Genomic DNA, 26,469 nt, shown 5'->3' with positions numbered 1-26,469 from the left:
GGGAGGTTTGAATGGCGGGAGTGAGCCTGCGGGCGCTGGACAAGAGTTATGGTGCCCTTCGGATCGTCAAGGGCATCGATCTGGAGATCGCCGACGGTGAGTTCGTGGTCTTCGTTGGTCCTTCGGGCTGCGGCAAATCGACGACCCTGCGCATGGTTGCCGGGCTGGAGACGATCACCGGCGGCGAGGTCAGGATCGGTGACCGTGTCGTCAACCGGCTGGCGCCGCGTGAACGGGATATCGCCATGGTCTTTCAGGACTATGCGCTCTATCCGCACAAGACGGTTCGGGAGAATATGGGCTTCAGCCTGAAGGTGCGGGGCATCAACGCCGGAGAAGCGGCGGTGCGGGTGGACGAGGCCGCCAACATGCTCGGCATATCCCATCTGCTCGATCGCCGGCCCGGCCAGTTGTCCGGCGGCCAGCGCCAGCGCGTCGCCATGGGCCGCGCTATCGTGCGCCGTCCGCAGGTGTTCCTCTTCGATGAGCCGCTGTCCAATCTGGACGCGAAATTGCGCGGTCAGGTCCGCACCGAAATCAAGAAACTGCATCAGGCGATCGGCACGACGATCATCTACGTCACCCATGACCAGGTCGAGGCGATGACGCTGGCCGACCGGATCGTCATCCTGCGCGGCGGCGAGATCGAGCAGGTCGGAACGCCGGACGAGGTCTATAATCGCCCGGCCAGCGTCTTCGTCGGCGGCTTTGTCGGGTCGCCGGCGATGAATTTTGCCAAGGCAAAGGCCGATGGCGGCCATCTGGTATTTGCCAATGGGGACCGCCTGCCGCTGTCGGCGATGCAGGTCCCCGCGGTCGATGGCCGCGAATTCGTCGTCGGGATACGTCCGGAGCATTTTGCGGCGAACGCGTCAGACGTTGCCCTGACCTGTCACGTTCAGGTCGTCGAGCCGCTCGGCTCCGATACGCTTGTCCATTTCGCCGTCGGCAGCGAGACCCTGACGGCCCGGATGCCGCCGGAGACGCGGGTCAAGGCCGGCGAAACGCTGAAGATCGGGGTGGACCCCGCGAAAATTCATCTTTTTGACGCCGCAACGGAACGCGCCGTCCATTGACGACCCTGCGCGGGGAGGATGCCAGCATCGCGCGACCAAACATCAAACGGGAGGAAATCATGACGTTTTCGAAATTAACCGGTGCATTGCTCTGCGGCGCGATGCTGGCCTTCGCGATGTCGGCTTCGGCCGAGACGGCGCTGAACATCTACATCTCCAGCCAGCACCAGCCGGACGTCTGGCGCAAGGCGCTCGACAAATATGAAGCCGCCAATCCGGATGTGAAGGTCAAGATCGAGACCGGCGGCAATACGTCCGAAGCTCAGGCGCAGTATCTCAACACCGTGATGTCGGCCAAGGATACCTCTCTCGACGTTCTGATCCTCGACGTCATCCGCCCGGCGCAGTTTGCGGCTGCCGGCTGGACCAGCGATTTCGCCGGCAAGGACATGTCCTCCTATCTGCCGGCCTATGCGGGCGCCAACACGGTCGATGGCAAGGTGATCGCGCTGCCCGCCTTCGCGGATTCGCAGTTCCTCTACTATCGCAAGGACCTTCTGGAAAAATACGGTATCGCGCCGCCCAAGACCTGGGACGAGCTGAAAGTTGCCGCCAAGAAGATCGCCGAAGGCGAAGGCAACGCCGATCTCCAGGGCCTGTCCTTCCAGGGCAAGGCGATCGAAGGCGCCGTTTGCACCTTCCTGCTGCCCTATTGGAGCCAGGGCAAGATGCTGACCGACAAGGGTCGCCTGACCTTCGATCGCGACGCGGCGATCAAATCGCTCAGTCTCTGGAAAGGTTTTGCCGATGAGGGCATTGCCAAGAAGAACATCGCCGAAGTCGGCACCGACGACACGCGGAAGGAATTCCAGGCTGGCAATGTTATCTTCGCCGTCAACTGGTCCTATGCCTGGGCTCAGGCTCAGGGCAAGGATTCCGCCGTTGCCGGCAAGGTCGGCGTTGCCCGTCTGCCGGCCATGACCGGCGGCGAGCAGGCAACCTGCCTCGGCGGCTGGGAATGGGGCGTTTCCGCCTATTCGCAGCATCAGGACGAAGCAAAGAAGCTGGTCGAGTACCTGTCATCCGAGGATGTTTCAAAGTTCATGGCAATCAACGGCTCGCTGCTGCCGACCTATGCCGGTCTTTATCAGGACGCCGAGGTGACGAAGAGCGCGCCGTGGTTTGCCGATGCGCTGCAGGTGGTTGAGACCGCCAAGCCGCGCCCGGTGACGCCGCGCTACAACGAAGTGAGTGAAGTCATCCGCACCACGGTCAACGCCGTTCTTGCCGGCGTGACGACGCCGGAAGACGGTGCCGATCAGATCGGCGCACGCTTGAAACGCATTCTGCGGTGAGGAGCCCTTAGCTCCTTGCGCATTCCCCTCCCTCTCCTCCGGGGAGGGGAGATCTTCTCAAGAGGCGGACGAGCAGCGTCCGGTTGCGGGCGAGGGATCGACCTTGCCCTCCAAGCCTCTCAACGTTTCGGAACGAGACCATGGCGACGACAACCACACTTAAGGCGACGGATACGCGCGAGCATCAGCCGGCGGTCTGGACTCGTTGGCTCGATCTCAGCGACCGTGCTCTTGCCGTTTTGCTCCTCGCACCGGCCGGTCTTCTTCTGGCATTGATCATCGTCTATCCGGTCTGTCGGCTGATCTATACGAGCTTCTTCAACCTATCGCTCACCTCAGGCCTGCCGGCGGAATTCGCCGGGCTGGATAACTACCGCCTGATGATCGACGATCCGGTCTTCTGGGAGACCACCTGGAATACGATCCTGATCACTCTGATCACCGTGCCGGGCGCACTTTTGGTCGGGCTTTCACTCGCGTTGCTCGCCAACCTCCCCTTCCGGACGCAGTGGCCCGTGCGGTTGTCGCTGCTTATTCCCTGGGCCTTGCCGCTTTCCTTTGCCGGATTGATCTTTGCGTGGTTTTTCCACTCGGAATATGGCGTCGTCAACGATGTGCTGAACCGCCTCGGCTTCGAGGGGATCATCTGGTTCAACTCGCCGAACTGGGCCTTCGCCGCCATCTGTCTGACGATCGTCTGGAAGACATCGTCCTTCATGGCGCTGATCATTCTGGCCGGTCTGCAGACCATTCCGCGCTCGCTTTACGAGGCGGCGGACGTGGATGGCGCCGGACGGCTGCGCCAGTTCTTCGAAATCACCCTGCCGCTGCTGAAGCCTTCGATCGTCGTGGCGCTGATCTTCCGCACCATCACCGCGCTGCAGACCTTCGACATCCCCTACATGATGACGGGCGGCGGGCCGGGCACATCCACCGCGACGCTTGCCATGTACATCCACCAGAACACCGTGTCCTTCCTCGATCTCGGCTATGGATCGGCGCTGGCCGTCGTGATGTTCGCGCTGTCGATGTGCGTGACGGCCGTCTATCTCCGCATGATCCGGACCAAGGAGTAGCATCCATGAGCACGACAACAGCCACCGGTTCGGCGTCCTTCCTGTCCGGCAAGCCGCTGCGTTTCATCGCTGCCGGCATCCTTCTGGTGAACGGCATGTTCCCGGCGCTCTGGATCCTGTTTACGTCGCTGAAGACCGAAGCCGAGCTGACGGCAAAGCCCATTACCTGGATCCCGCATGCGCCCACCGTTCAGAACTATGTGCAGGCCTTCTCCGACCAGCCGCTGCACATCTTCCTGTTCAACAGCTTCATGGTGGCGCTGCTTTCGACCGCGCTGACGCTGTTCGTCGCGGTGCTGGCGGCCTATGCGCTCGCCCGGCTCAATCTGACCTATCGCGGGCTGATCCTGTCGCTGATCATCGCCGTCTCGACATTCCCGCTGGTGACGCTGCTGGTGCCGTTGTTCGAAATCATGCGGGCGCTCAATCTCCTCAACAGCTGGACGGCGCTGATCCTGCCCTACACGGTGCTGAGCCTGCCCGTCTGCACGCTGATGCTGGTCTCCTTCTTCGAAGGCATTCCCCGCGATCTGGAAAATGCCGCGATGATCGATGGCTGCACCCGCATGGGTGCGTTGTTCAAGGTTGTGGTGCCGCTCTGCGCGCCCGGTGTCTTCACAGCCGGCATCCTCGCCTTCGTCAATGCCTGGGATGAATTCCTGCTGGCGCTATCGTTCAACTCCAACCCGTCCTTGCGCACGCTGCCGGTCGGCATCCAGCTTTACCAGGGCGAGTTCGCCTTTCCCTGGCCGGTGATCTCGGCAGCGCTGGTCGCCGGCATCGTGCCCGTCGCCATTCTCATCGTCATCTTCCAGGAGCGCGTCGTCTCCGGCCTGACGGCGGGGGGCATCAAGGGATGAGCGACGTGAAGAAGAGACGCGATCTCTCGGAACTGCGCAGCCAGCGCTGGTTCGCCTCGGACGATATGCGCGGTTTTGCCCATCGGCAGCGCACGCAGCAGATGGGCATGCGCCGCGACGAGTTCATGGGCCGGCCGGTGATCGGCATCATCAACACCTGGAGCGAGATGAGTCCCTGCCATGCGCATTTGCGCGATCGCGCTGAGGCGGTGAAGCGCGGCGTCTGGCAGGCGGGCGGCTATCCGGTCGAAATGCCGGCGCTCTCCGTCGGAGAGGTCATGGTCAAGCCGACCACCATGCTCTACCGCAATTTTCTCGCCATGGAATGCGAGGAACTGCTGCGCTCGCATCCGGTCGATGGGGCCGTGCTGCTCGGCGGCTGCGACAAGTCCACACCGGCCCTTCTTATGGGCGCGATTTCGATGGATATTCCAGTGATCTACTGCCCGGCCGGCCCGATGTCGAACGGGCAATGGCGTGGCATGAAGACGGGCGCCGGCACGCATACCAAGAAATATTGGGACGAACTGCGCGCCGGCAATATCACGCAGTCGGATTGGGTCGACCTCGAAAGCCGTATGACGCGCTCGGCCGGCACCTGCAACACCATCGGCACCGCCTCGACGATGACATCGATCGTCGACGCCATGGGGCTGACGCTGCCGGGCGCCTCTTCCATCCCCGCCACCGATTCCGGTCATCCACGCATGGCGTCGGCCTGTGGTGTCCGGATCGTCGAGATGGTCTGGGAAGATCTGAAACCCTCCGATATCCTGGATAGGGCGAGCTTTCTCAACGGCCTGGTTGCCTATATGGCGCTTGGCGGCTCCACCAATGCGGCCGTCCATCTGGTCGCCATGGCGCGCCGCGCCGGTGTCGATCTATCGCTCGATGACATGGCGGCGATGGCCGGCAAGGTGCCGGTGGCGGTCAACGTCTTTCCATCGGGCGAACACCTTATGGAGGATTTCTATTTCGCCGGCGGTCTTCTGGCGCTTCTCAACAAGTTTTCGCATCACCTCGATCTAACGCGACCGACGGTCAACGGCCAAACGCTCGGCGACAATCTTGCCGGGGCGGACTGTTGGAACGACGACGTCATCCGCGGCGAGGACAATCCGGTGGTGCCGCTATCGCGCGGCAAGACGCTGGAAGTTCTGCGCGGCAATCTGGCCCCGAACGGCGCCGTCATGAAGTCTTCCGCGGCCAGCCCGAAATTTCTGAAGCATGTCGGCCCGGCCATCGTCTTCGACAATCCGGGCGTCATGAACATGACGCTCGACGATCCCGATCTCGATATCACCGAGGATACGGTGATCGTGCTGCGCAATGCCGGCCCGGTGGGCGCACCGGGCATGCCGGAATGGGGCAATCTGCCGATCCCCAAGAAGCTTTTGAAGCAGGGTGTGCGCGACATGGTGCGCATCTGCGACGGCCGGATGAGTGGTACGCATTACGGCACCTGCATCCTGCACGTCTCTCCCGAGGCCGCCGTCGGCGGACCGCTGGCGCTCCTGAAGACCGGCGACCTCGTCGAACTCGACGTTACCGCCGGGACCGTCAACATGCGGGTCGACGAGGCGGAAATCATCCGCCGCCGCGCGGCGTGGAGACCAGCCCCGCCGACCTACCAGCGGTCCTTTGCAGCACTTTACCAGCAGCATGTCAGCCAGGCCGATCAGGGCTGTGATTTCGATTTCTTAAGCGGAACGGCCGTGGTGCCCGATCCGGCGATCTATTGAGGAGACGATGATGAGCCTGACCAATCATTTCAAGGCATGGCTTGCCGAGAAGGACCGGGCAGCGCCGCTCGGCACCTGGTTGATGGCCGCAGCTCCCGCAACGGCCGAGGCGCTCGGCTATACCGGCTTCGATTTCCTCGTCGTTGATATGGAGCATGTGCCGGTCGAGGTTTCGGACGTGGCGGGCATCCTGCGCGCCATCGGCTGCACGCCGGCCGAGGCCGTGGTGCGCCTTGCCTGGAACGACCAGGTTCTGGTCAAGCGCGTGCTCGATGCTGGCGCACGCACGGTCATGCTGCCATTCGTGCAGACAGCCGAAGAGGCCCGCGCGGCGGCGTCCTACACCCGCTATCCGCCACAGGGCATTCGCGGCGTCGCCGCCGTTCATCGCGGCTCGAAATTCGGCACGATCCCGGACTATCTGAAGCGGGCGAATGGCGAAGTCTGCACCATCGTACAGCTCGAAACTCCGGAAGCGATCGAGCGGCTGCCGCAGATCTCCGCCGTCGATGGGATCGACGCGCTGTTCGTTGGTCCGGGCGATCTTTCGGCCGCCATGGGCCATATCGGCAATATCGCCCATCCAGAGGTCCAGGCGCTGATCGAGAAGGCGGCCAAGGACGCGCATGCCGCCGGCAAACCGGTCGGCATCGTCGGTCCCAATCCCGATATGGTGAAGCGCTTCCTCGGCTACGGCTACGACTTTGCGGCTATTGCGTCTGACGTCGCGATGATGACCGGCCGCGCCAATGACTGGCTCGGCGTCCTGAAGGGACAGGCGGCTCCTGTCGCGGCACCAGCCGCTGCCTATTGAGGATAATTTCGTGCGCGTCGGCTTTGACCTCGTTCTCGATGCAAAAACGTCGCTCGGCGAATGCCCTTTGTGGTCGGTTGCCGAGCAGGTGCTCTATTTCGTCGATATCAAGCGCTGCCGCATCCATCGTTTCGACCCGCAGGCGCAGAGCTTGAAGACGTTTGAGCTCTCGGAAGAAATTGGCTGCATCGGCCTCTCTGCAGGGGGCGGTTTCGTAGCGGGATTGCGGTCGGGGATCTGGCTGATCGATGCGGACGGCAAGCCGGTTCGAAAGCTCGCCGACAATCCGGAGGACCAGACGATCAGCCGCTTCAATGACGGCATGGTCGATCCGATGGGCCGGTTCGTTGCCGGAACGGTGGATGAAAGCCGCGAAAAACGCATTGCTGGACTTTACCGGTATGACCGTAACGGATTGGCGCGACTGGCCGATGGTCTGCTGACCTCGAACGGCGTCGCTTTCTCACCGGACGGACGCCGGCTTTATCACGCCGATACGCTGCGCTACACGCTCTACGCCTATGATTACGCGCCGGAAACCGGCATCGCATCCAACCGGCGGGTCTTTGCCCGGTTCGGCAGCGAAACGGACAAGGGCCGCCCGGATGGCGGCGCTGTCGACCTCGAAGGTTGCTACTGGACGGCCCTGTTCGAGGGCGGCCGGGTGCAGCGCTACAGGCCGGACGGCGCGCTGCTGGCCGAATATCCTGTTCCCGTCAGATGCCCGACAATGGTCAGCTTCGGCGGCGCGGACATGCGCACCCTCTTTTGCACCAGCGCCAGCGTCGGCCGCTCCGAGGCAGAGCTTGACGCATTCCCGCTGTCCGGCGGCCTCTTTGCCATGCGCACCGATGTCGCCGGGCTGCAAAAACCTCTCTTCAATCCGGAAGTCTGATCCATGCCATCGACCTATGACAGCGTTCGTTATGCATCTCTTGACGGCCGCGCCGTGCTGATCACCGGCGGCGCGTCGGGGATCGGCGCGGAAATGGTCAGGGCTTTTGCGGCGCAGGGCGCAAATGTCTCCTTCATCGATATCGACGCGGTCGAAGGGGCAAAGCTTGCCGCCGAAACAGGTGCTGCCTTTTCCGCATGCGATATCACCGACATTGCGGCGTTGCGGGTTGCCATCGCCGAGATCGAGCAGGCGTGCGGCGGCATCGATACCCTCGTCAACAATGCGGGCAAGGACGATCGTCACGCGATGAGCGATGTCGAGCCGGACGGCTGGCGCAGGGCGCTGTCGCTCAATCTCGATCACCAGTTCTTCGCCACCCAGGCCGTCAGCTCGCGCATGGCGGAAAAGGGGACGGGATCGATCATCATGCTCGGTTCGATTTCCTGGATGCGCGGGCGTCCGGGCATGGTCGGTTATACGACCGCGAAGGCCGCGATAAACGGCATGACAAAGACGCTTGCCCGCGAACTCGGCCCTTCCGGAATCCGGGTCAACTGCATCGTGCCCGGCGCTGTTGTCACCGAGCGACAGCTGAAGTTGTGGACCTCGCCGGAGCAGAACCAGCAGTTCCTCGAACTGCAAGCGCTGAAATTCAGGCTGGATGCAAGCCATGTAGCGCGCATGGCGCTCTTTCTCGGCTCCGACGAAAGCGGCGGCTGCACCGGCGCCAATTTCGTCGTCGATGCCGGCCTGACCCAGAACTGACCGAGAACCGACCAAGACGATGCAAGATCTGAAAGACATTGCGATGAAACTCGAAAAGACGGAAACCGGATTTACCGTGTCCATCAACGGCCGGACGATCCTCGATCACAGTACGAGTGCGCCCTGCATCTTCGCCGGTATCGGCGAGGAGCGCATGGATATGTATCGCGGCAACTTCGAGATCGAGGACTATGTCATTGAGCGCGGCCGACTGGCGCATGCCGAGATCGACGGAAACCGGGTCGCCCTGTCGGAACGGTCGGGCCAGAAGCCACGGCTGGTGTTGACGATCGAGAACGGGGCGATCGAATTTGAAGCGCCCGATCCCCTCGTCAACCGGCTCTGGATCCGAATTCCCGCCGATCACGATGAGCATGTCTGGGGCGGGGGCGAGCAGATGTCGTATTTCGATATGCGCGGCCGCCGCTTTCCGCTCTGGACGTCCGAGCCCGGCGTCGGCCGCGACCAAACCAGCGAGATCACGTTCAAATCGAACGTCAAGGACAGGGCGGGCGGGGACTATTTCAACACCAACTATCCGCAGCCGACTTATGTTTCTTCGGCTCTTTACGCATGCCATGTGGAGACGTCGGCCTATTCCGTCTTCGATTTCCGCCGCAAGGCCTTTCACGAGATCGAGGTCTGGGCGATCCCGGAGCGGATCGAGTTCTTCGCCGCTCCGACGTTCGTCGAACTGGTCGAGGTGCTGTCGGACCGCTTCGGCCGCCAGCCGCCGCTTCCCGACTGGGTATATAACGGCGCGATTATCGGCCTGAAGGATGGGGAGAATTCCTTCCGGCGCCTTCAGTCGATGCGCGACGCGGGTGTCGAGGTGTCGGCTCTGTGGTGCGAGGACTGGGTCGGCCTGCGTCAGACTTCTTTCGGCGCGCGTCTTTTCTGGGATTGGCAGGCCAACGAGGACCGTTATCCGGGCCTGCGCCGGAAGATCGCCGAACTCAACGATCACGGCATCCGCTTCCTGGGCTACGTTAACCCCTATCTGTGTGTCGATGGCCCCTTGTTCGAGATCGCCGAGAAAGCCGGCTACTTTGCAACGGATGCGGCCGGGGGGACCGCACTCGTTGATTTCGGCGAGTTCGATTGCGGCGTCGTTGATTTCACCAATCCGGCCGCGGCGGAATGGTTTGCCGAGGACATCATCGGCAAGAAGATGCTCGACTACGGTCTTGCCGGCTGGATGGCCGATTTTGGCGAATATCTGCCAATCGACGTCCATCTTTCCAACGGCATCGATGCCAAGCTGATGCACAATCAGTGGCCGACGCTCTGGGCCGAGGTCAACGCCAAGGCCGTTGCCAGCCGCAGCCAGACCGGCGAGGCGCTGTTCTTCATGCGCGCCGGCTTCACCGGCGTTCAGAAACATTGCCCGTTATTGTGGGGCGGCGACCAGTCGGTCGATTTCTCCCGTCACGACGGGCTGGTCACGGTTATCTGTGCGGCCCTGTCTTCCGGCCTGCTCGGCAACGCCTATCACCACTCCGATATCGGCGGTTACACCAGTCTCTTCGGCAATGTCCGCACGCCGGAGCTTTTGATGCGCTGGGCTGAGATGGCGGCATTCACGCCCGTCATGCGCAGCCACGAGGGAAATCGTCCGCGCGAGAACGTCCAGATAGATCAGGATCCGCAGGTATTGTCGCATTTCGCCCGGATGACAAGGATCTACAAGCATCTCGCTCCCTATCTGAAACGCCTGTCCGATGAGGCGGTTGCGCGGGGGTTGCCGGTGCAGCGGCCGCTCTTCCTGCATTACCAGGACGATCGCCAGACATACGCGATCCAGGACAGCTATCTCTACGGCCCTGACATGCTGGTCGCGCCAATCTGGGAGGCGGCGCAGGCGGATCGTCTCGTCTACCTGCCGCAGGGCGAGCGGTGGATTCACGCCTGGACCGGCGAAACCTTTGCCGGCGGCGAAAAGGTGCAAGTTGCCGCGCCGCTGGGGCAGCCGCCCGTTTTCTATCGCGCCGGTTGCGCCGATGAAGCGCTGTTTTCCGGTCTTCGGGGCCTGTGACGGTGAGCGTCGCCGGTCTTGCGGGGCTTCTGGTGCTGGCGGGCGTCGCCGCCTATATGCAGACCCTGACCGGTTTTGCCCTCGGCCTGATCATGATGGGCGGCATCGGGCTTTCCGGGCTGATGCCGCTGCCGGAGGCCGCCGTACTCGTCGGCTGCATGGTGCTCGTCAATGCGGCGCAGGTCCTGGCACGCGGCTGGCGCGATATCGCCTGGGCGGAATTCTGGCCGGTCGTCATCTCCAGCCTTGCGGCTCTTGCTGCCGGATACTGGCTGCTGGGCTTGATGGTTTCGACGTCCATCGATTGGCTGAAGCTTGTGCTCGGTATCGTCATCATTGCCTCCAGCCTGCAGCTTGCGCTGAAGCCGCAGCCGCTGGCGGTGCGGTCATCGACGGTTTCCTTTGCGCTTTTCGGGGCGGTTGCCGGCCTGATGGGCGGCTTGTTTTCCACCGCCGGTCCGCCGCTGGTCTATCATCTCTACCGGCAGCCGCTGCCGGCCGTCAGCATCCGCGAAACGCTGGTGGCGGTCTTTGCCGTCAATGCGGTCATTCGGCTGTCCATGGTCGCGGCTGCCGGCGAGGTGCCGCACAGCGGCTTCTGGTGGGGACTGCTCTGCATTCCGGTCGTAATGATCATGACCTCGGTTGCCAAAAGGTGGCCGCCGCCCCTGGCCGCTCTGTCCATCCGCCGCATGGCCTTCGGCCTGCTTCTCTTGTCCGGCCTGTCGCTGGCCGTTCCCGCCCTTTTGAAGATCATAGGAGATCATGCATCATGACCGAGCGTCGCACGCTTGCCCTCAGGGACCCCGCGCTTCTCATAGACAAGGCTTTCGTCGACGGCGCGTGGATCGCCGCGCCTGACGGCAAGTCGATTGCGGTCACGGACCCCTTCGACGGGGCGCTGATTGCCAATGTGCCGGATCTCGGCCAGGCGGTTGTCGCCGAAGCGATCGATGCCGCAGCGGCCGCCCAGAAGCTCTGGGCAAGGCGCACCGCCAAGGAACGAGCGCAGGTGCTCAAGCGCTGGTACGATCTCATCATCGAAAACGCCGACGATCTGGCGCTGATCCTGACGACCGAGCAAGGCAAGCCGCTGGCGGAGGCGAGGGGTGAGGTCGTCTCCAATGCCGCCTATCTCGAATGGTTCGCGGAGGAGGCAAAGCGCATCGACGGCGATATCATTCCCGGTCCCAATGCCGGCCAGCGCATCATGGTCCTGAAGCAACCGGTGGGCGTCTGCGCGGCGATTACGCCGTGGAATTTTCCGAACGGCATGATCACCCGCAAGGCAGGCCCGGCCCTTGCCGCCGGCTGCAGCATGATCCTGAAGCCCGCTTCGCAGACGCCGCTATCGGCGCTGGCGCTTGCCCTTCTGGCCGAGCGCGCCGGCGTGCCGAAGGGCGTGTTCTCGGTCGTGACCGGCGCGGCCAAGCCAATCGGTCTCGAGTTCTGCCACAATCCGAAGATTGCCAAGATCACCTTTACCGGCTCGACCGGCGTCGGCCGCTGGCTGATGAAGGAGGCAGCCGACGGCATCAAGCGCCTGTCGCTGGAACTGGGGGGCAACGCGCCCTTCATCGTATTCGACGACGCCGATCTGGATGCCGCCGTCGAAGGCGCGATGATTTCCAAGTTCCGCAACGCCGGTCAGACCTGCGTCTGCGCCAACCGCATCTACGTGCAGGAGAGCGTCGCTACCGCGTTCACCGAACGGCTCCTGGCCAAGGTTTCGGGACTTTCGCTCGGTCGCGGTACCGAACCCGGCGTCAGCCAAGGGCCGCTGATCGACGAGAAGGCTGTGGCGAAAATGGAAGAGCATGTCGCCGATGTGGTCGCAAAAGGCGGGACCGTGCTTTCCGGCGGCAAACGAAGCGCGCTCGGGGGCACGTTCTTCGAGCCGACGGTCGTCACCGGCGTGACGCAGGCAATGAAGGTGGCGAAGGAAGAAACCTTTGCGCCGCTGGCGCCGATCATTTCGTTCAAGGACGAGGACGACGTCATCGCCATGGCCAATGATAGCGAATTCGGCCTCGCCTCCTATTTTTATGCAAAGGACATGGCCCGCATCTGGCGTGTTGCGGAAGCGCTCGAGGCTGGCATGGTCGGCGTCAACACCGGCATGATCGCCAACGAGATGGCTCCTTTTGGCGGCATCAAGCAGTCCGGCACCGGGCGCGAAGGATCGAAGTACGGGATTGAGGGCTTTCTGGAGTTGAAGTATGTAGCCCTCGGGGGGATCTGACGGTCACGATCGACGATATCGCGATTCCAATCCCGGGATGTTGAAGCGGGTACTTCTCTCGTTGCAACAGAGAACGAACGCGCTTGAACGGATAAGTTCGTGTCGGCTCTGAATCAGAGCCGACATACCGCAGCCCCCGTCAACCGCGTTGCAAAATCCTGGTGCCGATTTGATCTGCGGTGATTTTCTCGATCGGCGCCGGTCTGCCGAGCAGATATCCCTGACCGATGTCGCAGCCGAGATCCTGAAGCCGCTGAAGCTGGCTTTCCTCTTCAATGCCTTCGGCCGTGATCGTCACGCCAAGTCCGGCGCCGAGAGCGATGATCGCCTTGATCACCTTGTCCTGTTTGTCGTTGGTCTCGAACGAGGCGACGAAGCTCCTGTCGATCTTGATCTTGTCGAAGCGATAGTTGGAGAGCTGCGAGAGGCTGGAATAGCCGGTTCCGAAGTCGTCGAGCGCAATCCTGACGCCGGCATTCACCAGATCGTCGAGGACAATTCGCGCCGTGACGGCGTCCTGGATGATGGCGCTCTCCGTCACCTCAAGCTCGACCCTGTGCGCGGGAAGGCCGACCTCGCCCAATATTCTGAGAATTCTGAGGCCCAGCAACCGGTCGCTCAGCTGGATCGGAGAAAGATTGAAGGAGAGGACAAGCTCGCTTGGCCAGGAAAGCGCATCGGTGCAGGCGCAGCGAAGCAACTGATCCGTCAGTTCGACGATCAGGCCGGCTTCCTCCGCGACCGGAATAAATTCGCTCGGCGGGATGAATTCGCCGGAAGCCGTTTTCCAGCGGGCCAGCGCCTCGAAGCCGATAATCTTGTTCGCCCTCAGGTCGACCAGCGGTTGGTAATAGGGAACGATCTCCGCCTTCCTGATCGCTGCGCGCAGATCGCCTTCCAGTCGAACCCGTTTCGCCAGCTCGTCCTGCATCGAAGGCACGAAGGGCTTCACCAGATTGCGTCCCTGCCTTTTCGCCACATACATCGCACAGTCCGAATGCCGGATGACCTGAGCGAGGTCGACGCCATTCTCCGGATAGAGTGCGAAGCCGACACTGGCGCCGAGGTCGACGGCGACACCGTTGAAGGTGAAGGGTTTGCCGATCACACTGACGATGCGGTCCGCCAGAGCGGCAAGATCGGGATTTCCGGTTCGCCGCGAGAGAACGACGAACTCGTCTCCGCCAAGGCGGAAAACATGCTCACGGGGAAAGAGGGCGGACAGGCGCTGCGCAACCGTCTTCAGCACCGCATCGCCGTGATCGTGTCCCAGCAGGTCATTGACCTTCTTGAAGCCGTCGAGATCGATGCTGAACACGGCATAGCTTTCCTGCGCCCTTTGCTCGATCATCGCCCGCGCGCATATCGAATCCAGAAATCTGCGGTTGGGCAGCTCGGTCAGCGTGTCGTGGCAGGCAATCCAGTCGACGTTCTTTTCGGCCTGCAGCCTGCGATGAACCTCGCTGGAAAGATCCCGGATCCGCAGCACGGAATAAACGAGCCCCAGAAACCCGGAGATATTAAGGGCAAGAAGCGCGTGATCCAGCGGATAGTCATGATGCCGCTCGATGAACCCATCGAGCCCCTCATGCCAATCGAAGCGCCAGGATAGGCAGAAGAGAAGCAGGAAGATCGCGAGCCAGGCCAGTATCTCCAGCTGGGGTCTGGTTGCTTGGATGCGAGGCATAGAACAGGCTCCTGTTGTGTGAAGAGCCCTCATGGCCAGCTCGCAGAACCGCATCATCCCAAGCGGTGGTCGAAGACCGCCGCAATTCATTCGGGCGGAATTTAAGAGGCCGGCTTGCCGTCGTCGCTCAAGCGCGGACCGGCACATCCAAAGATATCTTGGAATGTCCAAGGTTAATGACGGGTTGCCTGGCCGACGCTGCGCGCATTTCGCTTCGCACAACGGATAGCTTTCCCGCAAATCGGATGGGCTGCAAATCTGAAGATTGCGGCACGCTAGTGCCTAAGGCCATCAGCAGAACGGCCGTGGGCTTGATCTTTCAGCCCGTTTTTACCAGCACGGCTTTCGATTCGGTTCAGAAAATTCCGCTTGACAACTTTGATGATGATTATCATTAATCACCTATGATGACGAATGTCATTAAAATATCCAGACGGCTGAAGCGGACGGCTTTCTGCTGCAACGGTCGGCGTTCGTAAGGAGGCGTAAGGGCAATGGCGATGATTGGGGTGAAGGCGCGCCCGGTATCGAGCGGCGTCGGCAAAGCTCTTAGGCGTGCCGTTCGATAATGGAGTAAACGATGAACGCGACGATAAGATACCTTCGGTCAGCTGCCTGCTACGCCGAGGCGCCAAATCTCTGGGTCAATGTTGGGGAGACAGCTTTTGTCTATCGCGACCTCGGCCCCCAAGGCGGCGTGCCGGTCATCCTTCTCAACCATTGGGGCGCGGTGCTGGACAATTTCGACCCCCGGATTGTCGATGGGCTCGCCACCAAGCATCATGTCATCGCGACCGATTACCGAGGTATCGGCGCCTCGGGCGGCGCGGCCCCTGTCACCATCGACGAGATGGCGCGCGACGCGATCGCGTTGATCCGAGCACTTGGGTTCAAAAAAGTCGACCTGCTCGGTTTTTCTCTCGGGGGATTTGTCGCGCAGGACATCGCGCTGAAGGCGCCGGACCTTGTGCGGAAACTCATTCTGACCGGCACAGGCCCGGCCGGCGGCAAAGGGATAGAGAAGGTCGGCACCGTGTCCTGGCCGCTGATGATCAAGGGTCTGCTGACGTTGCGCGACCCAAAAACCTATCTGTTTTTCACCTCCACCGCCAATGGTCGCCGAGCGGCGAAAGCCTTTCTGGATCGCCTGAAAGAGCGCAAGGCGGGAAGGGACAAGGGCCCGACGCCAAGGGCGTTTCTGCGGCAACTCAAGGCGATCAAGGCCTGGGGGCGGCAGGCGCCTCAGGATCTCGGTCGGATCAATATCCCGGTCCTGATCGCCAATGGCGACGACGATATCATGGTCCCGACGGTCAACAGCGCCGATATGGCGCGGCGCATCCCTGGCGCGCAACTGATTATCTACAAAGATGCCGGGCATGGCGGGATTTTCCAGAACCACGCCGATTTCGTGCCGAAGGCTTTGGCCTTCCTTGGCGACTGACATCACAATAAACGTCGAATTGGAGTAAGCCTCGTGAAGGCATTTGTCGTCGATAAATACAAGAAGAAGGGCGCTCTGCGCCTGGCAAACCTGCCCGAACCGGAAGTGCAGGACAATGATGTCCTCGTGCGGGTTCAGGCCACGGCTGTGAACCTGCTGGACTCCAAGTTGCGGGACGGAGAGTTCAAACTCATTCTTCCCTATCGTACGCCTTTCGTCCTCGGACACGACGTGGCCGGAACGGTTGTCAAAACCGGATCCAGGGTCAGGCGGTTCAAGGTTGGCGATGAGGTTTATGCACGGCCACGCGATTATCGGGTCGGTGCATTCGCCGAATTCATTGCCATCGATGAAGCCGATGTGGCGCCGAAGCCGAAAAATCTCGGCATGACCGAAGCGGCGTCCATACCGCTGGTCGGGCTGACCGCGTGGCAGGCGCTCGTCGAGGTGGGCAAGGTGAAACCGGGTCAGAAGGTCTTCATTCAGGCCGGCTCCGGCGGTGTCGGGACTTTCGCCATTCAGCTTGCGAAACACCTCGGCGCGACGGTGGCGACGACGACAAGCGCCGGGAATGCCGAACTGGCGAGAAGCCTCGGGGCGGATGTGGTGATCGACTACAAGACCCAGGATTTCGAGAAGGTCTTGTCGGGCTACGATCTGGTGCTGAACAGTCAGGATCCGAAGACGCTCGAAAAATCGCTGCGCGTGCTGAAGCCGGGTGGCCGGCTCATCTCCATTTCCGGTCCGCCCGATCCCGCATTCGCCAGGGAACTTGGCCTGAACCTCTTCCTGAAACTGGTGCTGCGCCTGCTGAGCCGAGGGGTTCGCAAAAAGGCCAAGCGCCTCGGCATCGCTTATTCATTCCTGTTCATGCGGGCCGAGGGACAGCAATTGGGTGAGATTGCCCGCCTGATCGAGCAAGGCGTGATCCGACCGGTCGTCGACAAGGTGTTTCCGTTCGAGAAGACCGGCGAGGCGCTGGCCTATGTCGAGACCGGGCGTGCCAAGGGCAAGGTGGTCATCGCGGTCGCAGACTGAGGTCGACCTGACCGGCGTGGCGTGCGTTGCGAGACGAATGCCAGAAATAGCTTCCAACTCTGAAAGTGAAAAATGACCAGCAAGACACTCTTTGAGCCCGCCGTACTTGGCTCTCTCGCACTATCCAACCGCATCGTCATGGCGCCCTTGACGCGCAACCGAGCGGGTGCCGGGTTTGTGCCGGGCGATCTCATTGCCGAATATTATGCGCAACGGGCCTCGGCCGGCCTGATCATCTCGGAAGCGACCCAGATTTCACAGCAAGGGCAGGGCTATCAGGACACGCCCGGCATCTACACGCAGGCGCAGATCGACGGCTGGCGCAAGGTGACCGGCGCGGTGCATGCCAAGGGCGGCCATATCTTCCTGCAGCTCTGGCACGTCGGTCGGGTATCGCATGTCGACCTGCAGCCGGATGGGCAGCCGCCCGTGGCGCCCTCCGCCATCAGGGCCGAAACCAAGACCTTTGTGAACAATGCCTTCGTTGACGTGTCGGCCCCTCGGGCGCTCGAACTGCGCGAGATCTCCGGCATTGTCGAGGATTTCCGTCGCGCCGCCGCCAATGCGATTGCCGCCGGGTTCGATGGTGTCGAAGTTCACGGTGCCAACGGCTACCTGCTCGACCAGTTCGCCAGGGACGGGGCCAATAGCCGCACCGACGCCTATGGCGGCTCGATCGAAAACCGGGCACGGCTGATGCTCGAGGTAACGGCTGCGGTCATCGAGGAGGTGGGAGCGGAACGAACCGGAGTTCGGATTTCACCGGTGTCGCCGGCCAATGGAGTATCGGCAACCGATCCGCAGGCGCAGTTCAACTATATCGTCGAGGAGCTCGACGAGATGGGCATTGCCTACCTCCATGTCGTCGAAGGCGCGACGGGCGGGCCGCGCGATGTTGCACCCTTCGATTACCAGGCGCTTCGCCACCGGTTCAGGAACACGTATATCGCCAATAACGGCTATGATCTGGAACTTGCGACGGCAAGGCTGGAGCAGGGGCTGGCGGATCTGTTCGCTTTCGGCAGGCCGTTCATCGCCAATCCGGATTTCGTCGAACGCCTGAAAGTCGGTGCAGCGCTGGCCAATCTCGATATGGCGACGCTCTATGGCGGGGGCGCGGCGGGCTATACGGATTATCCTGAAATGGCCGCGCCGGTCGGCGCCTGACGGCATGGGGCTGCCTATATGGCGGCCCCATTATTCCGCGTTCGATTTTCGATGGCGTCGCGGCAATCCGCCCGGCAGGCGTCGAGCAGTTCGTCCGCCAGCGGGGAGTCGTCCGGGCAGGCCCTCGACAGCACGATTGCTCCGACGGCCTGAGCGAGGATGGTGATGGCTTGCGCGCGGCCCCCGGTGTCGGAAGCGTGGTGTCGTGCAATGCCGCCCTCGATCGCGCGCACCAGCCTATCTATTCCTGCAGCAAAAACGGCCTTCGTTTCCTCGGGCTGTCGAGCGGCGTCGCAGCTCAACGCTGCCGCGGTGCACCCCTGGCCGCGCCCATCCCGGTGCTCGCGCGCGAGATAAAGTTCCATGACGTCGAGGACGTCATGACCGGCATAGCGCCTCAAGGTCTCGCTCAAACCATTCTCGGTCGACTCCGCGATCAACTCCTCCTTGGAGCGGAAGTGATTGTAGAAGCCGCCATGGGTCAGCCCCGCGCGCTCCATCAACTCCGCCACGCCGACGCCATCGAACCCGCGCTCCCGAAACAGCTCTGACGCGGTGGCGATAATACGTTCGTGGTTTTCCTGCTTCTTTTCCTTGGTGATCCGCACTCTACAGCCCTTTCGACCGCCATGCCCAAGTTATAATGTCGGCCGTCATTATAGCGTGACTTATTGATGATGTATATCATTGATGGGGATAGTCAATAAAAGCGGCTCTTAATGGTGCAGACGCTTCAGCACGCAGAAGGGCCCGCGCGTCTTTTCATACGCGGTGCCCTCTGTGGCAACTTTGATTTATGCGGCAAAGAGGGAAGAAATTCCCCAATCAGTAGACGAACGGGTCCACCCCGGCCGCCGCCTGAGTGCCCGGTTCTTTCGGATAGATCACGCCCTTGCGCAGGATGATGTTGGCATAGAGTCTGGGCTCGCTGGTCTGGATCACCGCATGGGCGGCCTTCACCCGGCCGTAGAAATCCGAGCCGATCAGCGGCACCACCTGCCGGTGCGGCTCGTGGCGGCCGCAGCAGTCGATCATCTCCTCGTGCACGGGGTCGAGCTTGTCGCGCTCGGCCTTGACGGTCGAGCGGAAGATCGCTTCCGGCACGAAATCGTCGATCGGCAGCACGCTGAGCACGGCGTTGAGGACGGGCACGAGATGATGGCCGTCGAGCCGGATCAGCCGGCGGGCATGTTCGACGCCCGGATAATTGCCGTCGACGATGGCGATCTCGTCGCCGTGGCCCATGGCTCGCAGCGTGAAAAGCAACTCCGGGCTCAGCAGCGGATCAAGTCCCTTCAGCATGGTCTACCTCCTTGAAGAGTACGTTTTGGTCTGTGAGGTAACGCGCAAAGATCGGCAGGCTGGCGCCGCCGATGGCGCGGGCCTGGGCGCCGACTGCGCCCTCGATGATCTCAGGCATGACGACGCCCTGCAGGTCGAGCTTGGCGGCTTCGTCGATCGTGGCCTGCACCACGCGGCTGCGCACCCAATGGGGAAAACCGCCGTCGATCACGGCGGCGCTGAAATCGACGATCGAGGCGGCCGCGACGATCGCCTGCGCCAGCGCCTTGGCGCTGTCCTGGATCCAGGTCTCCATCGGCTCGCCGAAATCCACCCAGTCGTCGGCCGAATACCACAGCGGCTCGGGATCGATGCCGCGCTCGCGCAGCATGTTTTCCAGCACGAAGATCGAGGCGATTTCAAGCAACTGCATCGTCTCGCCGTTTTTCCCCCGCACCGGCAGCGGCCCGATGGCGCCGGCCGTGCCGGTGCGGCCGGAAAAGATCGCCGAATTCAAGACGATGCCGCCGCCGATGAAGGAGCCGATGAAGAAATAGACGAAATCCGGATAGGACGGCCCCACGCCGAACACCAGTTCGGCGCCGCAGGCGCTGGTCGCATCGTTCTGCATGAAGACCGGATGGGAGACGCGCGCGGCGATATCGGCCTGCAGATCGACCTCGCGCCAGACCTCCATGGCTCCAGGCGGCGCGCCGACCTCTTCGGCCCAGTTCCAGAGTTCGAAGGGGGCTGCGATGCCGAGGCCGGCAATGCGGCCGCGCTGCTTTTCGTCGAGCCGGTCTTCGAGCTCCTGAATACCCGAGGTGACGAAAGCGAGGATTTCATCCGGCAGCGGATAGGCATAGGTCCGGTGCAGCTGCATGCGGATGCGGCCGACGAAATCCATCAGCACCAGATCGGCGCTGCGCCGGCCCATCTTCAGGCCGAAGGAATAGACGGCGTCGGCATTGAGATGCATCGGGATCGACGGCTGTCCCACACGGCCGCGCACCGGCGCCCCGCGCGACAACAACCCTTCCTTCTCAAGCACCCGCATGATGACCGAGACGGTCTGCGCCGACAGTCCGCTGCGGCGCGCGATATCGGCCTTCGACAGCGCACCGTAGAGACGCACCAGCGACAGCACGAGCCGTTCGTTATAGGCCCGGACCCTGACCTGGTTCGCACCTCCGGCCGGATTTAGAATTGGCGGCGGGACCGGTGTATGTTCCGGTCCATCCAAGGTCGACATGGCCGCTCCTCCCGATCGTTGGCCTATGCCCGATTTGAACGGAGCATGCCACATCGAATTAATAATTCAATTGGATTTATTTATTGACAAGACGATTTCTTTTCGCTCTTAATTGCCCTCGTCAAGGGCACGGGACGGCTTTGGAAGTTAACAATCCACGGCAAAGTGCCATATCTTAAAATTCCGGCCCGCAGGGGCGGCGCCGGCAAACTCTGGGAGGAGTTCCATGAAGAAATCAGTTCTCGCTTTCGGCGCGCTCGCGCTTGGTGTCGCTTTTTCCGCTCCGGCGATGGCGGCTGACGTTTCCGCCTGCCTGATCACCAAGACCGATACCAACCCCTTCTTCGTCAAGATGAAGGAAGGTGCGACGGCCAAGGCCAAGGAACTCGGCGTTTCGCTGAAGTCCTATGCCGGCAAGATCGACGGTGACAGCGAAAGCCAGGTGGCAGCGATCGAAAGCTGCATCGCCGACGGCGCCAAGGGCATTCTGCTCACGGCTTCGGACACCAAGGGCATCGTGCCTGCGGTGAAGAAGGCCCGCGACGCCGGCCTGCTGGTCATCGCGCTCGATACGCCGCTCGAGCCGGCCGATGCCGCCGACGCGACCTTCGCCACCGACAACCTGCTCGCCGGCAAGCTGATCGGCCAGTGGGCCAAGGAAACGATGGGCGACAAGGCCAAGGACGCCAAGGTCGGCTTCCTCGACCTGACGCCGTCGCAGCCGACGGTCGACGTTCTGCGCGACCAGGGCTTCATGATGGGCTTCGGCATCGATCCGAAGAATCCGGACAAGATCGGCGACGAAGACGACAAGCGCATCGTCGGCCATGACGTGACCAACGGCAATGAAGAAGGCGGCCGCAAGGCCATGGAAAACCTTCTGCAGAAGGATCCTGGAATCAACGTCATCCACACGATCAACGAGCCGGCCGCTGTCGGCGCCTATCAGGCGCTGAAGGCCGTCGGCATGGAAAAGAACGTGCTGATCGTCTCGGTCGACGGCGGTTGCCCGGGTGTCAAATCGGTCAAGGAAGGCGTCATTGGCGCCACCTCGCAGCAATATCCGCTGCTGATGGCGTCGCTCGGTATCGAGGCGATCAAGAAGTTCGCCGACTCGGGTGAAAAGCCGAAGCCGACCGAAGGCAAGTCCTTCTTCGACACCGGCGTTTCGCTCGTCACCGACAAGCCGGTTTCCGGCGTCAAGTCGATCGACACCAAGGAAGGCACCGACAAGTGCTGGGGCTGAGCCCAATCTCTTGAAACTGGAGCGGCCGGGGCTTGATCCCCGGCCGTTTTCGACGGACGATGTGCCGTCGCCCCACCGGCTAAGCAACGAACGGATGAATAGGGTGACGGCCTCCGCGCGGGTTCGGCGCGCGGATGCGGAGGAGGAACCATGACCGGAACTCAGGAATTCGAACGCGTCCTCGACGGCAGCGACAAGAATGTCGCCTCCTTCGAGCACCAGGATGTCTCGCTGATCAAGCGTGCCCAGCATTTTCTGCACTCGACGCCGGCCGCCGTGCCGCTGATCGTGCTGGTGCTGGCGATCATCATCTTCGGGGCAACGATCGGCGGACGGTTCTTCTCGTCCTATACGCTGACGCTGATCCTGCAGCAGATCGCCATCGTCGGTATTCTCGGCGCCGCCCAGACACTGGTCATCCTGACCGCCGGCATCGACCTTTCGATCGGCGTCATCATGGTGATCTCGGCTGTCATCATGGGCAATGTCGCCATCACCTACGGCATACCGACGCCGATCGCCGTGATCGGCGGCCTCCTCGTCGGCGGCCTCTGCGGCTTGCTGAACGGCTTCCTCGTCGCCTTCATGAAGCTGCCGCCCTTCATCGTCACGCTCGGCACCTGGAATATCGTCATGGCGACGAATTTCATCTATTCCGCCAATGAGACGATCCGCGACACCGATGTCGACGAACAGGCGCCGCTGCTGCATCTTTTCGCCGCGAGCTTCAGGCTCGGCAGCGCCGTACTGACGCTGGGCGTCATCGCCATGGTGCTGCTCGTCCTCTTACTCTGGTACGTGCTCAATCACACCGCCTGGGGCCGGCACGTCTATGCGGTCGGCGACGATCCTGAGGCTGCCAAGCTCTCCGGCATCCAGACCAAGAAGGTGCTGCTCACCGTCTACACCATCTCGGGCGTCATCGCCGCCTTCGCCGCCTGGGTCTCGATCGGCCGCAATGGCTCGATCTCGCCCTCCTCGGCGGTCACCGATTATAACCTGCAGGCGATCACCGCGACTGTGATCGGTGGCATCTCGCTCTTCGGCGGCCGCGGCTCCATCCTCGGCACACTGTTCGGCGCCATGATCGTCGGCGTCGTCTCGATGGGCCTCAACATGCTCGGCGCCGACCCGCAATGGAAAGTGCTTCTGACAGGCGTGCTGATCATTGCCGCCGTCGCCATCGACCAGTGGATCAGAAAGGTTTCGGTGTAATCATGGCTCGCGAACCCCTTCTCACCGCCCGCGGTCTCGTCAAGCGCTACGGCCGCGTCACCGCGCTCGACAATGCCGATTTCGACCTCTACCCCGGCGAAATCCTCGCCGTCATCGGCGATAACGGCGCCGGCAAGTCCTCGCTGATCAAGGCGATTTCAGGCGCCGTCACTCCGGACGAGGGGGTGATCACCCTCGAAGGCAGGCAGGTGCAGTTCCGCTCGCCGATGGAAGCGCGTGAGGCCGGCATCGAAACCGTCTATCAGAACCTCGCTCTGTCGCCGGCGCTGTCGATCGCCGACAACATGTTCCTCGGCCGCGAGATCCGCAAACCCGGCATGCTCGGCTCGATGTTCCGCATGCTCGACCGGCCGGCGATGGAAAAGCTGGCGCGCAACAAGCTGTCCGAACTCGGGCTGATGACCATCCAGAACATCAACCAGGCGGTGGAAACGCTCTCCGGCGGCCAGCGCCAGGGTGTCGCCGTCGCCCGCGCCGCCGCCTTCGGCTCCAAGGTCATCATCATGGACGAACCGACGGCGGCCCTCGGCGTCAAGGAAAGCCGCCGCGTGCTGGAGCTGATCCTCGACGTGCGCGCCCGCGGCCTGCCGATCGTGCTGATCTCGCACAACATGCCGCATGTCTTCGAGGTTGCCGACCGGATCCATATCCACCGCCTCGGCCGCCGCCTGACGGTGATCGATCCGAAGGAATACACCATGTCCGACGCCGTCGCCTTCATGACCGGCGCCAAGGCGGTGCCGACGGAGCCCGTCGCGGCATGACGGTCAGCACCGAGGAAATCGCCGGCGAGGTGCTCAGCCGCGCCGGCGATAGAACGCGCTTCCTCATCGGCATTGCCGGTCCGCCGGGTTCCGGGAAGTCGACCATGGCCGACAATCTGGCGGCGGCGTTGAAAGCCAGAGGCGAAAGCGCCGCGGTCCTGCCGATGGACGGCTTCCATATGGATAACGCCATCCTGATCGAACGCGGCCTTCTGGCCCGCAAGGGCATTCCTGAAACCTTCGATGTCAGAGGCTTCCTCGATATTATCAGGGCCGTCAGGCCGGCCGACCAGGAGGTTCTCGTGCCGGTCTTCGACCGCGCGCGCGAACTCGCGATTGCTTCCGCCCGACCGATTGATCCGAAGGATCGTTTCATCATCGTCGAGGGCAACTATCTGCTCTTCACCCAGGGAAAATGGGCCGAACTCGACGGCATCTTCGATTTCACCATCATGCTGGCGCCGCCGATCGAAGTGCTGGAAGAGCGCCTTTGGGCGCGCTGGCGCGGTTATAATCTGAGCGAAGAGGCCGCCAGCGCCAAGGTCTACGGCAACGACCTGCCGAACGGCCGGCTGATCCTGGAAAACCGCCGCCCGGCCGATGTGACTTTGGAGATCGCGCTGGCGTGATGCCGCAGCGATTGTTTTCGTATAAAAGATAGTGCTATCGAGGCCGCAGACGCATCGCTTCGGAGGCCTGCCATGCAATCGATCACCATCCGCCGCCCTGACGACTGGCACCTGCATCTGCGCGACGGCGCCATGCTGGAAGGCGTGATCGCCGATACGAGCCGCACCTTTGCGCGCGCAATCATCATGCCCAATCTGGTGCCGCCCGTCGTCACCACAGCGGATGCCACGGCCTATCGTGAGCGCATCCTCAAAGCCGTGCCGGCCGGTCATCGTTTCCAGCCGCTGATGACGCTCTATCTCACCGAGCATACTAGCCCAGACGATGTCGAGGCGGGCGCCAAGAGCGGCCTCATCACCGCCGTCAAGCTTTATCCCGCCGGCGCCACCACCAATTCGCATGGTGGCGTACGCGACATGGAAAAGGCGATGCCGGTGCTGGAGCGCATGGCCAGGATCGGCCTGCCGCTCTGCGTCCACGGCGAAGTGACGACGCCTGAGGTCGATATTTTCGACCGCGAGGCCGTTTTCATCGAAACCGTGCTTGATCCGCTGCGCCGCCGCCTGCCGGAGCTGAAGGTGACGATGGAGCATGTGACGACATCGGATGGCATCGACTATATCAAGGCGGCCAAGGGCAATCTCGCCGGCTCGATCACCACCCATCACCTGATCATCAATCGCAACGCCATCCTCGTCGGTGGTATCCGCCCGCATTATTATTGCCTGCCGGTCGCCAAGCGCGAGAACCATCGGCTGGCGCTGCGTGCGGCCGCCACCAGCGGCGACGCCCGCTTCTTCCTCGGCACCGATTCCGCACCGCATGTCGATCCGCTGAAGGAATGCGCCTGCGGCTGCGCCGGCATCTACACCTCGATCAACACGATGAGCTGCCTCGCCCATGTGTTCGAGCAGGAGGATGCGCTGGACAGGCTCGAAGCCTTCACCTCGCTGAACGGCCCGGCCTGGTACGGGCTGCAGCCGAACGAGGAACGCATCACCCTGTCAAAGCAGGCCGAGCCGGTCGTCTTCCCCGCCAGGATCGAAACCGGCGCCGGCCCGGTGACGGTGTTCGACCCGATGTTTCCGCTACATTGGCAGGTGGTGGCGTAAGCGCCAGGATCCGCCCCTCACCCTAACCCTCTCCCCGTAAAAACGGGGCGAGGGGACGTGCCCTGCGAGAGGATGGTGGGACGAGGTCGCGGCATATCCCCCTTCTCCCCGCGCGCGGGGAGAGCGACTGTCTTCGTTGTCAAGCGTTTTGCCATGGTCGTCCGTCCCTGATGATGGCATTGAGGATGGTGAGCAGCTTGCGCATGGTGGCGACGATTGCGACGATCTTGGGCTTGCCGGCCGCGACCAGGCGGTCGCGGAAGGCCTTGAGGTCGGGGTTGTAGCGGCTGGCGACGAGGGCGGCCATGAACAGCACGGCCCGCACTTTGCCGCGCCCGCCGCCGATGAAGCTCTTGCCCTTCCACTTCCCCGATTGCCGCGTCCAAGGAGCAAGCCCTGCCAGTGAAGCGATCTGGCGACGGTCGAGGCTGCCGAGTTCGGGCAGCTCGGCCAGCAGCGTCCGCGCCGTTGTCGGCCCGACACCCGGCACCGAGGTCAAAAGCGTCTCGCGCACCCGCCAGACCGGCGATTTGCGGATATGGCTGTCGAGATCGGCATCGAGATTCTCAAGCTCGCGGCGCAAGGCTGTCAGCAAGCGCTTGATGCTCTTCTGCGCCTGTTTGGCCAGCGCCATGCGCAACCGGTTCTCCTCGGCAACGACCATCTGGACGATCTGTCGCCGGCGGGCAATGAGCTCGGACAGGGTCTGTGTCTCGGCATCGCGCAACGGCCGGATGGCCGGCTTCGTCGCCAGGAGGAAGGCAGCGATGACGGCCGCATCGATCGGATCGGTCTTGGCCCTGCGGCCG

General features: G+C 62.4%; 24 protein-coding genes. 19 read left to right on the top strand and 5 right to left on the bottom strand.

Annotated features, from left to right (window positions below):
* Positions 1 to 11 precede the first annotated feature (11 nt).
* The 11 genes from AF337_RS00790 to AF337_RS00740 all read left to right on the top strand — a co-directional run bounded on the left by AF337_RS00790 (position 12) and on the right by AF337_RS00740 (position 12,803).
* A complete protein-coding gene (locus tag AF337_RS00790; protein ID WP_049730624.1) occupies positions 12 to 1,076 on the top strand; it encodes an ABC transporter ATP-binding protein in 1,065 nt (354 codons plus the stop codon).
* A gap of 59 nt (positions 1,077 to 1,135) precedes the next feature.
* Positions 1,136 to 2,371: an ABC transporter substrate-binding protein gene (locus tag AF337_RS00785; protein ID WP_049730784.1), complete on the top strand. Its 1,236-nt coding sequence runs from the start codon at positions 1,136 to 1,138 to the stop codon at positions 2,369 to 2,371.
* Between the two features lie 140 nt (positions 2,372 to 2,511).
* Positions 2,512 to 3,447 carry a carbohydrate ABC transporter permease gene (locus tag AF337_RS00780; RefSeq protein ID WP_049730623.1) on the top strand — a complete coding sequence of 312 codons (936 nt, stop codon included), beginning with the start codon at positions 2,512 to 2,514 and terminating at the stop codon, positions 3,445 to 3,447.
* Between the two features lie 5 nt (positions 3,448 to 3,452).
* The gene (locus AF337_RS00775; RefSeq protein ID WP_049730622.1) at positions 3,453 to 4,307 is read left to right on the top strand and encodes a carbohydrate ABC transporter permease; all 855 of its coding nucleotides are present in this window, start codon (positions 3,453 to 3,455) and stop codon (positions 4,305 to 4,307) included.
* Entirely contained in the window at positions 4,304 to 6,049 is a 1,746-nt protein-coding gene (araD, locus tag AF337_RS00770) for an L-arabinonate dehydratase (RefSeq protein ID WP_049730621.1), read from the top strand. Before AF337_RS00775 ends, araD begins: the two co-directional genes overlap by 4 nt.
* A gap of 10 nt (positions 6,050 to 6,059) precedes the next feature.
* The gene (locus AF337_RS00765) at positions 6,060 to 6,863 is read left to right on the top strand and encodes an HpcH/HpaI aldolase family protein (RefSeq protein WP_184345484.1); all 804 of its coding nucleotides are present in this window, start codon (positions 6,060 to 6,062) and stop codon (positions 6,861 to 6,863) included.
* A gap of 10 nt (positions 6,864 to 6,873) precedes the next feature.
* Positions 6,874 to 7,758, top strand: coding sequence for an SMP-30/gluconolactonase/LRE family protein (locus AF337_RS00760; protein ID WP_049730619.1), 885 nt, complete (start codon positions 6,874 to 6,876; stop codon positions 7,756 to 7,758).
* A 3-nt stretch (positions 7,759 to 7,761) separates the two neighbouring features.
* Positions 7,762 to 8,526: an SDR family NAD(P)-dependent oxidoreductase gene (locus AF337_RS00755; RefSeq protein WP_049730618.1), complete on the top strand. Its 765-nt coding sequence runs from the start codon at positions 7,762 to 7,764 to the stop codon at positions 8,524 to 8,526.
* Positions 8,527 to 8,569: 43 nt separating this feature from the next.
* A complete protein-coding gene (locus tag AF337_RS00750; protein ID WP_049730783.1) occupies positions 8,570 to 10,561 on the top strand; it encodes an alpha-glucosidase in 1,992 nt (663 codons plus the stop codon).
* 2 nt (positions 10,562 to 10,563) lie between these two features.
* Positions 10,564 to 11,337 (top strand): sulfite exporter TauE/SafE family protein, encoded by a 774-nt coding sequence (locus tag AF337_RS00745; protein WP_049730617.1) that lies wholly within the window; start codon positions 10,564 to 10,566, stop codon positions 11,335 to 11,337.
* The gene (locus AF337_RS00740; protein WP_049730616.1) at positions 11,334 to 12,803 is read left to right on the top strand and encodes an NAD-dependent succinate-semialdehyde dehydrogenase; all 1,470 of its coding nucleotides are present in this window, start codon (positions 11,334 to 11,336) and stop codon (positions 12,801 to 12,803) included. Before AF337_RS00745 ends, AF337_RS00740 begins: the two co-directional genes overlap by 4 nt.
* A gap of 139 nt (positions 12,804 to 12,942) precedes the next feature.
* Here AF337_RS00740 and AF337_RS00735 read toward each other — a convergent pair whose 3' ends face one another.
* Positions 12,943 to 14,490, bottom strand: a complete 1,548-nt coding sequence (locus AF337_RS00735) for a putative bifunctional diguanylate cyclase/phosphodiesterase (protein ID WP_049730615.1) — start codon at positions 14,488 to 14,490, stop codon at positions 12,943 to 12,945.
* A gap of 580 nt (positions 14,491 to 15,070) precedes the next feature.
* Between AF337_RS00735 and AF337_RS00730 the strand changes: the two genes are divergently transcribed.
* The 3 genes from AF337_RS00730 (at position 15,071) to AF337_RS00720 (ending at position 18,139) form a co-directional block, all read left to right on the top strand.
* Complete coding sequence (locus tag AF337_RS00730; RefSeq protein WP_049730614.1) at positions 15,071 to 15,934, top strand: alpha/beta fold hydrolase; 864 nt, start codon at positions 15,071 to 15,073, stop codon at positions 15,932 to 15,934.
* Between the two features lie 33 nt (positions 15,935 to 15,967).
* The gene (locus tag AF337_RS00725; protein WP_049730613.1) at positions 15,968 to 16,972 is read left to right on the top strand and encodes an NADP-dependent oxidoreductase; all 1,005 of its coding nucleotides are present in this window, start codon (positions 15,968 to 15,970) and stop codon (positions 16,970 to 16,972) included.
* Positions 16,973 to 17,044: 72 nt separating this feature from the next.
* Complete coding sequence (locus AF337_RS00720) at positions 17,045 to 18,139, top strand: alkene reductase (protein WP_049730612.1); 1,095 nt, start codon at positions 17,045 to 17,047, stop codon at positions 18,137 to 18,139.
* Positions 18,140 to 18,153: 14 nt separating this feature from the next.
* On the opposite strand, the gene AF337_RS00715 is transcribed toward AF337_RS00720, so the two are convergent.
* The 3 genes from AF337_RS00715 to AF337_RS00705 form a co-directional block, all read right to left on the bottom strand.
* Positions 18,154 to 18,747 carry a TetR/AcrR family transcriptional regulator gene (locus tag AF337_RS00715; RefSeq protein ID WP_049730611.1) on the bottom strand — a complete coding sequence of 198 codons (594 nt, stop codon included), beginning with the start codon at positions 18,745 to 18,747 and terminating at the stop codon, positions 18,154 to 18,156.
* A gap of 217 nt (positions 18,748 to 18,964) precedes the next feature.
* Positions 18,965 to 19,441 carry an RbsD/FucU family protein gene (locus tag AF337_RS00710; RefSeq protein WP_049730610.1) on the bottom strand — a complete coding sequence of 159 codons (477 nt, stop codon included), beginning with the start codon at positions 19,439 to 19,441 and terminating at the stop codon, positions 18,965 to 18,967.
* Positions 19,425 to 20,672 carry an ROK family transcriptional regulator gene (locus AF337_RS00705; RefSeq protein ID WP_049730609.1) on the bottom strand — a complete coding sequence of 416 codons (1,248 nt, stop codon included), beginning with the start codon at positions 20,670 to 20,672 and terminating at the stop codon, positions 19,425 to 19,427. The genes AF337_RS00710 and AF337_RS00705 overlap by 17 nt, the downstream gene beginning before the upstream one ends.
* Before the next feature lie 226 nt (positions 20,673 to 20,898).
* Between AF337_RS00705 and AF337_RS00700 the strand changes: the two genes are divergently transcribed.
* From AF337_RS00700 to pyrC, 5 genes are all read left to right on the top strand, one after another.
* Positions 20,899 to 21,918: a sugar ABC transporter substrate-binding protein gene (locus tag AF337_RS00700; protein ID WP_003570686.1), complete on the top strand. Its 1,020-nt coding sequence runs from the start codon at positions 20,899 to 20,901 to the stop codon at positions 21,916 to 21,918.
* Positions 21,919 to 22,068: 150 nt separating this feature from the next.
* The gene (locus AF337_RS00695) at positions 22,069 to 23,133 is read left to right on the top strand and encodes an ABC transporter permease (RefSeq protein ID WP_049730608.1); all 1,065 of its coding nucleotides are present in this window, start codon (positions 22,069 to 22,071) and stop codon (positions 23,131 to 23,133) included.
* Positions 23,134 to 23,135: 2 nt separating this feature from the next.
* Complete coding sequence (locus AF337_RS00690) at positions 23,136 to 23,918, top strand: ATP-binding cassette domain-containing protein (protein WP_049730607.1); 783 nt, start codon at positions 23,136 to 23,138, stop codon at positions 23,916 to 23,918.
* The gene (locus AF337_RS00685) at positions 23,915 to 24,547 is read left to right on the top strand and encodes a nucleoside triphosphate hydrolase (protein WP_049730606.1); all 633 of its coding nucleotides are present in this window, start codon (positions 23,915 to 23,917) and stop codon (positions 24,545 to 24,547) included. The genes AF337_RS00690 and AF337_RS00685 overlap by 4 nt, the downstream gene beginning before the upstream one ends.
* A 72-nt stretch (positions 24,548 to 24,619) precedes the next feature.
* The gene (gene pyrC / locus AF337_RS00680; protein WP_049730605.1) at positions 24,620 to 25,660 is read left to right on the top strand and encodes a dihydroorotase; all 1,041 of its coding nucleotides are present in this window, start codon (positions 24,620 to 24,622) and stop codon (positions 25,658 to 25,660) included.
* A 139-nt stretch (positions 25,661 to 25,799) separates the two neighbouring features.
* On the opposite strand, the gene AF337_RS00675 is transcribed toward pyrC, so the two are convergent.
* The coding region (locus AF337_RS00675) for an IS110 family RNA-guided transposase (protein ID WP_049730604.1) at positions 25,800 to 26,469 on the bottom strand (670 nt) is incomplete at its 5' end.

The organism is Rhizobium ecuadorense, from assembly GCF_001187535.1.
GTDB lineage: Bacteria > Pseudomonadota > Alphaproteobacteria > Rhizobiales > Rhizobiaceae > Rhizobium > Rhizobium ecuadorense.
Note: the sequence above shows the minus strand (reverse complement) of the source record. Positions and strands in the feature narration are given on the sequence as shown.

Excerpts from the sequence above, each read along its gene's own strand:
- AF337_RS00790 (WP_049730624.1), top strand. The coding sequence starts at position 12 with ATGGCGGGAGTGAGCCTGCGGGCGCTGGACAAGAGTTATGGTGCCCTT.
- AF337_RS00785 (WP_049730784.1), top strand. The coding sequence starts at position 1,136 with ATGACGTTTTCGAAATTAACCGGTGCATTGCTCTGCGGCGCGATGCTG.
- AF337_RS00780 (WP_049730623.1), top strand. The coding sequence starts at position 2,512 with ATGGCGACGACAACCACACTTAAGGCGACGGATACGCGCGAGCATCAG.
- AF337_RS00775 (WP_049730622.1), top strand. The coding sequence starts at position 3,453 with ATGAGCACGACAACAGCCACCGGTTCGGCGTCCTTCCTGTCCGGCAAG.
- araD (WP_049730621.1), top strand. The coding sequence starts at position 4,304 with ATGAGCGACGTGAAGAAGAGACGCGATCTCTCGGAACTGCGCAGCCAG.
- AF337_RS00765 (WP_184345484.1), top strand. The coding sequence starts at position 6,060 with ATGAGCCTGACCAATCATTTCAAGGCATGGCTTGCCGAGAAGGACCGG.
- AF337_RS00755 (WP_049730618.1), top strand. The coding sequence starts at position 7,762 with ATGCCATCGACCTATGACAGCGTTCGTTATGCATCTCTTGACGGCCGC.
- AF337_RS00750 (WP_049730783.1), top strand. The coding sequence starts at position 8,570 with ATGAAACTCGAAAAGACGGAAACCGGATTTACCGTGTCCATCAACGGC.
- AF337_RS00740 (WP_049730616.1), top strand. The coding sequence starts at position 11,334 with ATGACCGAGCGTCGCACGCTTGCCCTCAGGGACCCCGCGCTTCTCATA.
- AF337_RS00735 (WP_049730615.1), bottom strand. The coding sequence starts at position 14,490 with ATGCCTCGCATCCAAGCAACCAGACCCCAGCTGGAGATACTGGCCTGG.
- AF337_RS00730 (WP_049730614.1), top strand. The coding sequence starts at position 15,071 with ATGAACGCGACGATAAGATACCTTCGGTCAGCTGCCTGCTACGCCGAG.
- AF337_RS00720 (WP_049730612.1), top strand. The coding sequence starts at position 17,045 with ATGACCAGCAAGACACTCTTTGAGCCCGCCGTACTTGGCTCTCTCGCA.
- AF337_RS00710 (WP_049730610.1), bottom strand. The coding sequence starts at position 19,441 with ATGCTGAAGGGACTTGATCCGCTGCTGAGCCCGGAGTTGCTTTTCACG.
- AF337_RS00705 (WP_049730609.1), bottom strand. The coding sequence starts at position 20,672 with ATGTCGACCTTGGATGGACCGGAACATACACCGGTCCCGCCGCCAATT.
- AF337_RS00700 (WP_003570686.1), top strand. The coding sequence starts at position 20,899 with ATGAAGAAATCAGTTCTCGCTTTCGGCGCGCTCGCGCTTGGTGTCGCT.
- AF337_RS00695 (WP_049730608.1), top strand. The coding sequence starts at position 22,069 with ATGACCGGAACTCAGGAATTCGAACGCGTCCTCGACGGCAGCGACAAG.
- AF337_RS00690 (WP_049730607.1), top strand. The coding sequence starts at position 23,136 with ATGGCTCGCGAACCCCTTCTCACCGCCCGCGGTCTCGTCAAGCGCTAC.
- AF337_RS00685 (WP_049730606.1), top strand. The coding sequence starts at position 23,915 with ATGACGGTCAGCACCGAGGAAATCGCCGGCGAGGTGCTCAGCCGCGCC.
- pyrC (WP_049730605.1), top strand. The coding sequence starts at position 24,620 with ATGCAATCGATCACCATCCGCCGCCCTGACGACTGGCACCTGCATCTG.